Origin of the sequence: Pedococcus sp., assembly GCF_036554925.1 — a bacterium.
GTDB lineage: Bacteria > Actinomycetota > Actinomycetes > Actinomycetales > Dermatophilaceae > Pedococcus_A.
The window spans coordinates 1-11959 of the sequence record NZ_DATBMI010000069.1; the positions used below are offsets into that span (position 1 = coordinate 1).

The window sequence follows — 11959 nt, forward strand, 5'->3', positions numbered from 1 at the left end:
CACCGACGAGGACCGCGAGCTCGACACCCTCATCCCGGACAGCCCGAACCAGCCGTACGACATGCACACCGTGATCGGGCACGTGCTCGACGACGGCGAGTTCCTCGAGGTGCAGCCGTTGTTCGCGCCCAACATCGTCTGCGGGTTCGGCCGCGTCGAGGGCCGGTCCGTCGGGGTGGTCGCGAACCAGCCGATGCAGTTCGCCGGGACCCTCGACATCGACGCCTCCGAGAAGGCGGCCCGCTTCGTGCGCACCTGCGACGCCTTCAACGTCCCGGTGCTGACCTTCGTCGACGTGCCCGGCTTCCTGCCCGGCACCGACCAGGAGTGGGACGGCATCATCCGCCGTGGCGCCAAGCTCATCTACGCGTACGCCGAGGCGACCGTCCCCCTCGTCACCGTCATCACGCGCAAGGCCTACGGCGGCGCCTACGACGTCATGGGGTCCAAGCACCTCGGCGCCGACATCAACCTGGCCTGGCCGACGGCGCAGATCGCGGTCATGGGCGCGCAGGGAGCCGTCAACATCCTCTACCGCAAGCAGCTCGCCGCGGCCCAGGAGGCGGGCGAGAACGTCGACGAGGCACGCCAGCGGTTCATCACCGAGTACGAGGACACCCTCGCCAACCCGTACATCGCGGCCGAGCGCGGCTACATCGACACCGTCATCACGCCCAGCAACACCCGCATGAACGTCACCAAGGCGCTGCGGGCCCTGCGCAGCAAGCGGGAGACGCTGCCGCCGAAGAAGCACGGGAACATCCCGCTGTGAGCGCCGACGACCACGCTGCCGCGGCACACCAGACCCCGCCGCTGCGGCTGGTGCGTGGCGACGCGACTCCGGAGGAGCTCGCCGCCCTCCTCGCGGTGCTCTCCGCTGCGGGCGGCGGGGACGACGACCCCGACACGACGCCGCGGCCGCGTTCGCGGTGGGCGTCACGGGAGTCGGCCCTGCGCCGACCCCTGGCGCCCGGCCCCGGGGCGTGGCGCGCGTCCGGCCTGCCGCGGTAGAACGTCCCGATGACCCGCTTCGACTCACTGGCCCCGGTGCTACCGGTGCGGAACCTCGGCGACGCCCTCGGCACGTATGAGCGGCTGGGCTTCGCCGTCAGCCGGTACACCGGCGACGCCGCCTACGGCTATGCCCGGCGCGATGGGGTGAGCCTGCATCTCAGCGAGGTCGGGGGCCTCGACCCCCGGACGTCCCTGGTGTCGGTCTACCTCTACGTCGACAGCGCCGACGACCTGCACGTCGAATGGCTCGCGGCCGAGGTACCAGGCCGCCTGCACGCACCGCAGGACACGGACTACGGGCTGCGCGAGGGCGCCTACGTCGACCCCGACGGCAACCTGCTGCGCTACGGCTCCCCGCTCGAGGGCGATCGCGGCGGCGCCTAGGTCTGCGCCCCGGGGCTGGCGTCCGCGAGCACCGGACCAAAGCCCCTTCCGCGTCCCTGCCGACCCGGGCAGCGTGGGCAGGATCATGGGACTCCAGCACTCGACCAGGGAATGGCGGTTCGCGCTGCGGCGGTGGATGTACCGGGGCGGCCATCCTGACCGGCTCGCCCGGCTGGCGAACCGGCTCACGGCACGGCAGTTCTCGGCCGGTCTCCTGTCGCCACAGCGGGCGGTGACGCTGGAGGTCCGCGGGCGACGGTCGGGCCGGGTCGTCACCCTGCCGCTGGTGGTGACCGAGCTGGCCGGCGAGCGCTACCTCGTCTCGATGCTCGGCAACGATGCGAACTGGGTGCGCAACGTGCGGGCCGCAGGGGGCCGGGCAGTCCTGATCCGGGGTGGGCGCACCCCGGTGCGGCTGGAGGAGGTCGACCCGGGCCAGCGCGCAGCGATCCTGCGCCGCTACCTCGCGGTCGCGCCCGGAGCCAGACCGCACGTTCCGGTGGACCGCAACGCACCCCTCGAGGAGTTCGAGCGCATCGCCGACCGGTACCCGGTCTTCCGCATCACCCAGGCCCCGACGAGCCGGCCGGAGCTGCCCTGACGGATCAGGCCTGACGGATCAGGCCTCGTCGACCACGCCATCGGCGATGAGGGCGTCGACGTCGCGAATCCCCCACGCTTGCAGGGCCATTCGGGAGTGCTGCCCGGGCAGGCTCGGCGGCGCACCGAGCTTGGCCGGCGTGCGGGAGAAGCGGGGCGCCGGGGAAGGCTGCAGCACCCCTTCCCGCTCCACATAGGTGTGCCGCGCGGCCAGGTGCGGGTGGCGCGCCGCCTCCGTGAGCCGCAGCACCGGAGCGACGCAGGCATCGCTGCCCTCGAAGACCTGCACCCACTCGGCCTGGGTGCGCTCGCGGAACCGGGCGGCCAGCGCCGCGCGCAGAGCGGGCCACTGGGCCGGGTCGTCGCGGTCGGGCGCCCCCTCGGCCAGGCCAAGGCGGTCGAGCAGCTCCATGTAGAACTGGGCCTCGATCGCGCCGACGGCCAGGTGGCGCCCGTCCGCGGTCTCGTAGACGTCGTAGAACGGCGCCCCCGAGTCCAGCAGGTTGACGCCGCGCTCCTCGCGCCAGGCGCCACCGGCGACGAGCCCGGCGAGCATGGCACCCAGGTGCGCGGTGCCGTCGACGATCGCGGCGTCGACGACCTGTCCCTCCCCGCTCGACCGAGCCTCGAGCAGCGCCGCCAGCACGCCGATGACGAGGTAGAGCGAACCTCCGCCGAAGTCGCCCAGTAGGTTGTGCGGGAACTGCGGCGGCCCTCCCGCACGGCCCAGCCCGTGCAGGGCGCCGGAGACCGCGATGTAGTCGATGTCGTGGCCGGCGACCTCCGCGAGCGGGCCGTCCTGTCCCCAGCCGGTCATCCGCCCGTACACCAGGCGCGGGTTGCGCTCCAGGCACTCGCGGGGGCCGACGCCGAGCCGCTCGGCCGCGCCGGGACGCATCCCCTCGAGCAGCACGTCCGCGCGCGCCACGAGGTCGAGCACCACGGCGACCGCCCGGGGGTTCTTGAGGTCCATGGCGACGCTGGGCCGGCCTCGTGTCAGCACGTCCTTCTCGCGGTCGACCGCGGTGAGGGTGCCGCCGGGCCGCTCCACACGGATGACCTCGGCGCCGAGGTCGGCAAGAGTCATGGCGGCATGGGGCCCCGGGCCGATGGAGGCCAGCTCGACGACGCGCACCCCACGCAGGGGGCCGGCCCCGCTGCCGGTCCCACGCGGCACACGGGCGAGGTCCGGCGCGTGGGCCGCGCCCCTGCTCACGCGCCGAGCCCCGGCGCGGTGCGCCGGCGGACGGTCTCCGCGAGCTCCTCGTGGTCCTGCGCGTTCAGGCAGCGCGCGGCCAGCACCCGCTCGGCCGCCTGGAGGTCGCCGGTGAAGGCGCGGAACGCGAGCCGCACGCCGATCCCGTGGTCGGGGCGGCTCACCACCTCGACGGGGTCGCCGAGACGCACGGTCCCCGGCTGGACCACCGCGAGGTAGGCGCCACTGTTGCCGACCTCGGTGAACCGCCTGACCCACCCACGCTCCCCCATGCGGGAGGCGAAGGTGCTGCACGGGATGCGCGGCCCGGCCACCTCGAGGACGACGTCCTCGCCGACCTGCCAGCGCTCCCCCACCAGGGCGCCGTCGACGTCGAGGCCGGCCGTGGTGAGGTTCTCACCGAACAGGCCGGGCGGCAGCTGCCGGCCCAGCCGGCCCTCCCAGGCGTCGAGCTCCTCGCGCGCGTAGGCGTACACCGCCTGGAAGTCCCCGCCATGGTGCCGCTGGTCGCCGACGAAGTCGCCGACGACCCCGCTGCCGAGCCCACCGTGCTTCGGCCCTGGGGCACGCAGCTCCACGGCGTCCACCGGCTGCTTGCCGATGCCGGTGGGGATGCCCTTCTTGGCCGGGTTCGGCTCGGAGCGGCCGACGTTCAGGGAGAGGACGTGCGCCATGGCCGAAGGCTATGCCGTCCGCGCTCGCCGCCGCCGCCGGGCCGTCACCGACGCGTCGCGTTTCCGGCCGATATCCGGTGCGGTGCGGTCAGGGTCGTGGGGTACGTTCGCTCAGGTGACCACAGACGCTGCGCAGAACGCGCGACCCTCGACCGAGGTCGACCGCATCGCCGAGGAGTACCTCGAGGCGTTCGTCGACCTGAGCCCGATCACCGCGACCTACCTCGGCATCGCCGGCCACGACGAGGAGCTCGACGACTTCTCGCCCGCCGGCCACGAGGCGCACGCCGTCCTGCGGGGCCGCACCTTGGCCGCGCTCGACCGCGCGACGCCGGTGGATGACATCGACCGGGTCACCATCGCCGCCATGCGAGAGCGCCTCGGCCTCGCCGAGGAGACCCACCGTGCCGGGCTCGACGAGATGGCGCTCAACGTCATCGCGAGCCCGCTGCAGGAGGTCCGCGGCACCTTCGACCTCATGCCGACGGCGACCACCGAGGACTGGGGCGTGATCGCGCGGCGCCTGGCCAAGGTGCCGGACGCCCTCGACAGCTGGATGAGGAGCCTGCACTCGGCCGCCGACAAGGGCAACGTCGCCCCGCGGCGCCAGGTCGAGGCCTGCATCAAGCAGTGCGGTGACCTCATCGCCGACGACGGCTACTTCGCGGGGCTGGTCACCGGCGCCCTGGCCGGCGACGCCGACCTGACCGACGCGGTGCGCTCCGACCTCGAGAAGAGCGTGGCCGCCGCCTCCGACGCGTACCGCGTCCTCGGCGACCGGCTGCGCGACGAGATCCTCGACCGAGCCCCCGTGTCCGACGCCTGCGGCCGCGAGCGCTACCAGCTCCTCTCGCGCGCGTTTCTCGGCGCGACCGTCGACCTCGAGGAGACCTACCGGTGGGGTCAGGAGGAGCTCGCCCGCATCACCGCCGAGATGGAGGCGGTCGCCGAGCAGATCAGGCCCGGCGCGACCGTCAAGGAGGCCATCGCCGCCCTCGACGCCGACCCGGCATACCAGCTGCACGGCACCGACGAGCTCAAGGCGTGGATGCAGACCAAGGCCGACGAGGTCATCGCCAACCTCGCGGGCACCCACTTCGACATCCCCGACCCGGTGCGCACGATCGAGTGCCTCATCGCGCCGACCCAGACCGGCGGCATCTACTACACCGGCCCCAGCGAGGACTTCTCCCGCCCCGGCCGCATGTGGTGGTCGGTGCCCAAGGGTGTCACCGAGTTCGGCACCTGGCGCGAGCTGACGACCGTCTACCACGAGGGGGTCCCGGGCCACCACCTGCAGGTCGCGCAGACGGTGTTCCGCTCCGAGCTGCTCAACCGCTGGCGTCGCATGTTCGCCTGGACCTCCGGCCACGGCGAGGGCTGGGCGCTCTACGCCGAGCGGCTCATGGCCGACCTGGGCTACATGGACGACCCGGGCAACCGCATGGGCCTGCTCGACGGCCAGTCGCTGCGCGCCGCCCGGGTGGTGCTCGACATCGGCTTCCACTGCGGCTTCGAGGCGCCGGAGGAGGTCGGCGGCGGCGAGTGGACCTACGACAAGGCGTGGGAGTTCCTCACCGCCCACGCCAACATGGACGAGGCGTTCCTGCGCTTCGAGCTCGACCGCTACCTCGGCTGGCCGGGTCAGGCCCCGGCCTACAAGATCGGCGAGCGCCTGTGGATGGAGCTGCGCGACGAGGTCCAGCGCCGCGAGGGCGACGCCTTCGACATCAAGGCGTTCCACCGCCGGTCGCTCGACATCGGCGGCGTCGGGCTCGACACGCTGCGCGAGGCCGTGCTCGGCGACCTGGGCTGATCGACCGCCGCGCAGCGACGCGCTGAGACGGCACGAGGGGCGGCCCCGGCTGGGGCCGCCCCTCTCGCGTGTCTCCACGCCCACTGCGCTCGCCCCCGTCCGCGGAGGTCCCTGCGGAGGGAGGGTGCGGTGTGTCGTCCGCGCCGGTCAGCTGGCGACCGCGGCCTCGGCGTCGACGACACCGAAGCCGTACGTCGGCGAGTAGGTGCCGCGGGCGCCCGTTCCCGGGGTGACCGCCGTGCTGAGAATGGCGTCCTCGACCTGGTCGACGGTGCGGCCCTGGGCGTAGAGCAGGGCCGCGACGCCTGCGACGTGCGGCGTGGCCATCGAGGTGCCCGCGTAGGCGTCGTAGTCCGCCTGCCCGCAGCCTCCGGCGGTGCCGGTGCCCCGCGGGACCGTCGACCAGATGTCGTCGTCGCAGCCGGTCAGGCCGGCGCCGCCGGGAGCGGAGACCGCCTTGAGGTCGGTCTTGTTCGGCAGCTCGGAGTACCACGAGTGCAGGCCGTTGCGGTCGGTGGCGCCCACGCAGATGCCGTCGGTGGTGAAGGCCGGGTCGTTGCACAGGGCCGTGGAGCTGTTGCCGGCCGCGGCGACGGTGAGCACGCCCTTGGAGCGCGCGTAGTCGATGGCCTCCTTCATCGCCGAGTCGAGGCCGGTGATGGACAGGGCCTGCCCGCCCGGGACCGAGCCGAGCGAGAGGTTGACCACGTCCGCGCCGTGGTCGGCGGCCCAGCGGATGCCGTCACCGATGTCCTCGGAGGAGCCGGAGCCGGCCTCGAGGACCTTGACCGGCAGGATCTTCGCGCCCGGCGCCACGCCGACGACGCCGACACCGTTGTTGCGGGCCGCCGCGACGGTGCCGGCCACGTGGGTGCCGTGCTCGTCCCCGTCGTTCTGCCCGTCCGGGCCGCGGAAGTCGCCGTTGCCGCAGGGTCGCTGGTTCGCGGGGCAGCCGGTGAACGTGGCGCCCTGCAGGAGCTGGCCCCGAAGGTCCGGCTGGGAGAAGTCGACGCCGGTGTCCACGACCGCGACGACGGTCCCGGTCCCCGTGCTGCTGCCCCACGCCTGCTCGGCGCGGACCTGCTGCAGGCCCCAGAGCTTGCCGTGGAGGGGGTCGTTCGTCGCTGCCTGTGCCGTCGGGGCGGTCGCCAGGGTGCCCACGAGGGCGAGGGCGCTGGCTGCTGCTGCGCCGGTGAGTGCGCGAGTTCGCATGTGCCTGACCTTTCGGGTCGGTGGTCGTCTCGAGCGCGGGACCTCTCCCGCCCGCTGACCAACGAGCCGGCGCCACCGAGGACACGGGGGGACGCCCGGTTCCTCCTGGTTCGCGGGGAATTCGCCCGCCGACCTGCGGGCTCCTGGGTGCTGTGGCAGCCTCGGCAGGGCACCGGGCAGCGATGACGCGACAGGGGACCTCGATGACGACCGAGCACACGGCCGAGCACGCACCCGCGGCGACCGGCGACCCGTTGCTGCGGTCCGCCACGGCGAAGGTGGCCCGGCGCCTGACCCCCTACCTCGCGCTGCTCTACTTCGTGAACTACCTCGACCGCACCAACATCGGCTTCGCCGGCCCCAACGGCATGAACGACGAGCTCGGCCTGAGCGAGGCGGCGTTCGGCCTGGCTGCGGGCATCTTCTTCATCGGGTACCTCCTGCTCGAGGTGCCGAGCAACATGGCGCTGCACCGCTTCGGGGCCCGGCGCTGGATCGCCCGCATCATGGTGACCTGGGGCATCGTCGCGGCGGCGCTGGCCTTCGTCCCGAACGCCGGCTGGCTCTACACGCTGCGATTCCTCCTCGGTGTGGCCGAGGCGGGCTTCTTCCCCGGCATCATCCTGTACCTCACGTTCTGGTTCCCCCAGCGCGAGCGGGCCCGGATGACGGCGCTCTTCATGGCGGCGATCCCGATCTCCTCAGCGGTCGGCGCGCCGCTGTCCTCGCTGCTCATCGAGTTCGGCGAGGGCCTCTTCGGGCTGTCCGGCTGGCGGGTGATGTTCCTGCTCGAGGGCCTCCCCGCGGTGGTCCTCGGCGTCGTCACCTGGTTCTTCCTCACCGACCGGCCCGGCGACGCCACCTGGCTCGAACCCGCGGAGCGCCGGGCCCTGACGACCGCCCTCGAGGCCGACGACGAGCACAAGGCCAGCACCTACCACGTGTCGATCCGGGAGTCGCTCACCAGCGGCCGGGTCTGGGCGCTGGCCTTCGTGTACTTCGGCATCGTCTACGGCCTGTACGCCCTCGGCTTCTTCCTCCCGACGATCATCAAGGGCTTCGAGGAGCAGTTCGGCACGAGCTACTCCCTCGTCGAGCGGGGCGTCATCAATGCCATCCCGTATGCCGTGGGCGCGGTGGCGATGCTCTGGTGGGCCAGGCACGGGGACCGTCGCGGGGAGAGGGTCTGGCACGTCGCCCTCCCCGCCTTCGTCGGCGGCGCCGCGATCCCGGTCGCGCTCCACCTCGGCAGCCCGGCTGCGGCCATGGCCGCGGTCACCGTCTGCGCCGTGGGGGTGATGTGCGCGCTGCCGACCTTCTGGGCCCTGCCGACGGCGTTCCTCACCGGCGCGGCCGCGGCGAGCGGCATCGCGTTGGTCAACTCCGTCGGCAACACGGCTGGCTTCGCGGCCCCCTATGTCACCGGCTGGCTGGCCGACCTCACCGGCAGCCAGAAGACGGGGCTGTGGCTGGTCGGCGTCGCCATGGTCGCAGCCGGCGCGACGGCCGTCAGGCTGAAGGCGGCCCCGGCACCCCGGCGCGACTCCTCCGTCGCACCGGGTCGGGTCGGCGGCGCCAACCGGGTCTGAAGACCCGGGTCCGGACCACACCCGCGGGCATAGCCTTCAGGTATGGCCCTCCACAGGGCTGGAGGGCTGTCTCACAAGGAGGCCGCCATGGGTGACGTCAACAGCGAGCGGGCCCGTCGCGAGGCAGCCGAGCACGTCGGCAACACGCGTCCGACCGAGGGCGAGAACCGGGTGCAGGCGGCGATGCGTCGCTACCTCGGGGCGTCGTACTTCCACGACACCGAGGCGGAACCGAGGCCCACGGGCGAGAAGCCGAAGAAGGACAAGGCCGACCAGCGCGAGGACGGCGCCGACTGACCCGGGACGCCACCGCGCCGGTAGCCTTCGGCGCGTGACCGTCCACATCGTCCTCGCGTCCGCCTCCCCTGCCCGCAAGAAGCTGCTGCACGCCGCCGGCATCGAGCCGAGCGTGGTCGTCAGCAGCGTCGACGAGGACGCCGTCACGACAGCCGCGCGTGAGACGTACGGCGCGCTGGCACCGGAGGACGTCGCCCTGGTGCTCGCCCGGGCCAAGGCCGAGGACGTCGCCGCCGAGGTCGCCGGAGCCGTCATCGTCGGCTGCGACTCGGTGCTCGAGCTCGCGGGCGAGATCCACGGCAAGCCCGCCGATGCCGCAGAGGCCGTGTCGCGCTGGCGCCGCATGCGCGGCGCCAGCGGGGTGCTGCACACGGGGCACTGGGTGGTCGACACCCGCGAGCACTCCGCGGGCGGGACGGGCGCGACCCTGGGGGCCACCGCGTCGACGACCGTGCACTTCGCCCGGCTGACGGATGCCGAGATCGAGGACTACGTCGGGACCGGCGAGCCGTTGCGCGTGGCGGGGGCCTTCACCCTCGACGGGCTGGGCGGCCCGTTCGTCGCCGGCATCGAGGGCGACCCGAGCAACGTCGTCGGGCTGAGCCTGCCCCTCCTGCGCGAGCTCTTCGCGGAGGTCGGGCTGGCCTGGCACAGCCTGCGCGCCCCCGGCACCCCCACCTGACCCGACTTCTTGCCCCGGACCCACCGCGCCGGGGCCGGTGGAGACCCGTTTCAGGTGGGTGCCGGGCAGGAGTGGCTAGACCGGCGGGATGTCGCGGCGCTTGGTGGCGAAGTGCCGCTCGCGCCTCGCGGCGTAGCGCAGCCGCAGCAGCAGCTCCGGGCGCAGGGCGTCCGCCTCGACGACCTGGTCGAGCACCAGGTCGGCCGCGAGCCGCTCGAGGTCCACGTCGGCCTCGTACTCCCGGCGCTTCTCCTGCACGTACTGCTCGCGCTCGGCGTCGTCCTCGATCGCGGCGATCTTGTTGGCGTACACGGCGTTCACCGCCGCCTCGGGCCCCATGACGGCGATGCGGGCGGTCGGCAGCGCGATCGTCGCGTCGGGAGCGAAGCCCGGGCCTCCCATCGCGTACAGCCCGGCGCCGTAGGCCTTGCGCACGATGACGCAGAACTGCGGCACGGTGGCCGACGACACCGCTGAGACCATCTTGGCGCCGTGACGGATGATGCCGCCGCGCTCGACCTCCGACCCGATCATGAAGCCGGGCACGTCGGCGAGGTAGATGAGCGGGATCGAGTAGGCGTCGCAGAGCCAGATGAACCGCGCGGCCTTGTCGGCGCTGTCCGTGAAGAGCACGCCGCCCTTGACCGCGGAGTTGTTCGCGACGATGCCGACGGTCTCCCCCGCCATCCGCCCGAACCCGACCACGAGCTCGGGGGCGAAGAGCGGCTTGACCTCGAAGAACGACTCGTCGTCGACGAGGCCGTCGATGACCTCGTGGATGTCGAACGGCTGGCTCTCCCGCTCCGGGACGGTGTGCCGCGTGAGGGGCGTGGAAGGCTCCTCCGGCGCGTAGGTCGGCAGCTCGGAGCGCCAGCTCGCGGGCAGGTAGGAGAAGTACAGTTTGGCGAGCTCGATGGCCTCGGCGTCGTCCTGGACGAGGAGGTCCCCCACGCCGGAGACGGTGCAGTGCATCCGGGCTCCGCCCATCTCCTCGAGCGAGACTCGTTCTCCCACCACCATTTCCGCCATCCGGGGGCTGCCGAGGTACATCGACGCGTTGCCCTCGACCATGATCACGAGGTCGGTGAAGGACGGGATGTACGCGCCGCCAGCGGCGCTCGGCCCGAAGAGGCAGCAGACCTGCGGCACCTTGCCCGACAGCGCCACCTGGTTGTGGAAGATGCGGCCCGCGCCGCGGCGGCCGGGGAACATCTCGACCTGGTCGGTGATCCGGGCCCCGGCGGAGTCGACGAACCAGAAGACCGGCAGCTCCTCCCGTAGCGCCATCTCCGTGGCCCGCACGATCTTCTCGACGGTGCGCGCGCCCCACGAGCCGGCCTTGACGGTCGGGTCGTTGGCGATGACGATCGCGGGCCGGCCGTCGACGGTGCCCCGCCCCGTGACGACGCCGTCGGCGGGCAGTCCGTCGGCCATCGCGTTGGCGTAGCGGCCGTCCTCGACGAAGGACCCCTCGTCGAACAGCAGCCCGATCCGGTCGCGGACGTACAGCTTGCCCTGGCTGTCGAGCTTGGCCTTCGCCTTCTCCGGCGGCAGCGCCGACGCCTCGTGTGCCGCGGCGAGCCGCTCCCGGACGTCGGTCACCTTGGGGTCGGCGCCGGAGTCCGGGCCGATCGCAAAGGGTGGCTGTGCGCTGGTGGAGGTCACCGGCATACCCTCTCGCACTGTTGCCATGTCATGAGCCTCAGGCGCTGGGCAGGCCGAGGTTCCGGGCGATGACCATGCGCTGCACCTCGGAGGTGCCCTCGCCGATCTCGAGGATCTTGGCGTCGCGGTAGAACCGCGCGACGGGGTACTCCTCCATGAAGCCGTTGCCGCCGAAGACCTGGGTGGCGATGCGGGTCGCGGTGACCGCGGCCTCGGTGGAGTAGAGCTTGCAGATCGCGGCGGCCTGCTTGACCTCGGCGACGGAGCGGCGGCCGTGCTCGAGCTCGTCCTTGAGCCAGGCGGCCTTGTAGGTGAGCTGGCGCGAGGCCTCCACCATGACGGCGAGGTCGGCGATCTGGAAGGAGACGCCCTGGTTGACCCCGATGGGCCTGCCGAACGCCTTGCGCGTCGTGGCGTAGGCGGTGGTCTCCTCGAGCATCCGCTGGGAGAGGCCGACCGCGAGGGCGGAGATCGCGATGCGGCCGTCGTCGAGGGTCTTGAGGAACTGCTTGAAGCCCTCACCCTCGGCCCCGAGCAGGTTGCCGGCGGGGACGCGGCAGTCCTCGAAGGTCAGGCCGTGGGTGTCGGAGGCGTGCCAGCCGAGCTTGTCGTACGCCGGCTCGACCGTGAAGCCCGGCGTGCCGCTCGGGACCATGATCGCGCTGATCTGGGCCGAGCCGTCCTCGTTGGTGCCGGTGCGGGCGGTGACGGTGACGACGGAGGTGATGTCGGTGCCCGAGTTGGTGATGAACGCCTTGGCGCCGTTGACGACCCACTCCTCGCCGTCGCGGACCGCCTTGGTGCGGGTGG

At 72.7% G+C, this 11959-nt stretch carries 13 protein-coding genes and 1 pseudogene; 8 read left to right on the plus strand and 6 right to left on the minus strand.

All coding sequences use genetic code 11. From position 1 onward, the window contains the following. The 4 genes from VIB11_RS06055 to VIB11_RS06070 all read left to right on the plus strand — a co-directional run. A partial coding sequence (locus VIB11_RS06055; protein WP_332029352.1) for an acyl-CoA carboxylase subunit beta occupies positions 1 to 772 on the plus strand: 772 nt, incomplete at its 5' end. Next, entirely contained in the window at positions 769 to 1011 is a 243-nt protein-coding gene (locus VIB11_RS06060; protein WP_332029354.1) for an acyl-CoA carboxylase subunit epsilon, read from the plus strand. The genes VIB11_RS06055 and VIB11_RS06060, both read left to right, overlap by 4 nt. A gap of 9 nt (positions 1012 to 1020) precedes the next feature. Further along, positions 1021 to 1398 (plus strand): VOC family protein, encoded by a 378-nt coding sequence (locus tag VIB11_RS06065; RefSeq protein WP_332029355.1) that lies wholly within the window; start codon positions 1021 to 1023, stop codon positions 1396 to 1398. A gap of 85 nt (positions 1399 to 1483) precedes the next feature. Beyond that, on the plus strand, positions 1484 to 1999 hold the full coding sequence (locus tag VIB11_RS06070; protein ID WP_332029357.1) for a nitroreductase/quinone reductase family protein: 516 nt from the start codon (positions 1484 to 1486) through the stop codon (positions 1997 to 1999). 18 nt (positions 2000 to 2017) lie between these two features. Here the strand turns inward: VIB11_RS06070 and VIB11_RS06075 are convergent, their stop codons facing one another. Together VIB11_RS06075 and VIB11_RS06080 are read right to left on the minus strand one after the other, a co-directional pair. Then, positions 2018 to 3214 (minus strand): CaiB/BaiF CoA-transferase family protein, encoded by a 1197-nt coding sequence (locus VIB11_RS06075; RefSeq protein ID WP_332029359.1) that lies wholly within the window; start codon positions 3212 to 3214, stop codon positions 2018 to 2020. Next, positions 3211 to 3888 carry an MOSC domain-containing protein gene (locus VIB11_RS06080; RefSeq protein ID WP_332029361.1) on the minus strand — a complete coding sequence of 226 codons (678 nt, stop codon included), beginning with the start codon at positions 3886 to 3888 and terminating at the stop codon, positions 3211 to 3213. The genes VIB11_RS06075 and VIB11_RS06080 overlap by 4 nt, the downstream gene beginning before the upstream one ends. Before the next feature lie 115 nt (positions 3889 to 4003). On the opposite strand from VIB11_RS06080, the gene VIB11_RS06085 reads away from it, so the two are divergent. Then, a complete protein-coding gene (locus VIB11_RS06085) occupies positions 4004 to 5704 on the plus strand; it encodes a DUF885 domain-containing protein (RefSeq protein ID WP_332029363.1) in 1701 nt (566 codons plus the stop codon). 147 nt (positions 5705 to 5851) lie between these two features. Here VIB11_RS06085 and VIB11_RS06090 read toward each other — a convergent pair whose 3' ends face one another. Beyond that, complete coding sequence (locus tag VIB11_RS06090; protein WP_332029365.1) at positions 5852 to 6916, minus strand: S8 family serine peptidase; 1065 nt, start codon at positions 6914 to 6916, stop codon at positions 5852 to 5854. A 203-nt stretch (positions 6917 to 7119) separates the two neighbouring features. Here VIB11_RS06090 and VIB11_RS06095 point away from each other — a divergent pair, with 203 nt between their 5' ends. From VIB11_RS06095 to VIB11_RS06105, 3 genes are all read left to right on the plus strand, one after another. Next, complete coding sequence (locus VIB11_RS06095) at positions 7120 to 8505, plus strand: MFS transporter (RefSeq protein ID WP_332029367.1); 1386 nt, start codon at positions 7120 to 7122, stop codon at positions 8503 to 8505. Positions 8506 to 8592: 87 nt separating this feature from the next. Next, the gene (locus VIB11_RS06100; protein WP_332029369.1) at positions 8593 to 8802 is read left to right on the plus strand and encodes a hypothetical protein; all 210 of its coding nucleotides are present in this window, start codon (positions 8593 to 8595) and stop codon (positions 8800 to 8802) included. A gap of 34 nt (positions 8803 to 8836) precedes the next feature. Beyond that, positions 8837 to 9484 (plus strand): Maf family protein, encoded by a 648-nt coding sequence (locus VIB11_RS06105; protein WP_332029371.1) that lies wholly within the window; start codon positions 8837 to 8839, stop codon positions 9482 to 9484. Positions 9485 to 9559: 75 nt separating this feature from the next. Here VIB11_RS06105 and VIB11_RS06110 read toward each other — a convergent pair whose 3' ends face one another. From VIB11_RS06110 to VIB11_RS17770, 3 genes and pseudogenes are all read right to left on the minus strand, one after another. After that, on the minus strand, positions 9560 to 11155 hold the full coding sequence (locus VIB11_RS06110) for an acyl-CoA carboxylase subunit beta (protein WP_332029423.1): 1596 nt from the start codon (positions 11153 to 11155) through the stop codon (positions 9560 to 9562). 31 nt (positions 11156 to 11186) lie between these two features. Further along, entirely contained in the window at positions 11187 to 11723 is a 537-nt protein-coding gene (locus tag VIB11_RS17765) for an acyl-CoA dehydrogenase family protein (protein ID WP_414695773.1), read from the minus strand. A 42-nt stretch (positions 11724 to 11765) separates the two neighbouring features. After that, positions 11766 to 11939 (minus strand): annotated as a pseudogene (locus tag VIB11_RS17770) (acyl-CoA dehydrogenase family protein); the annotation flags it as partial. Positions 11940 to 11959 lie beyond the last annotated feature (20 nt).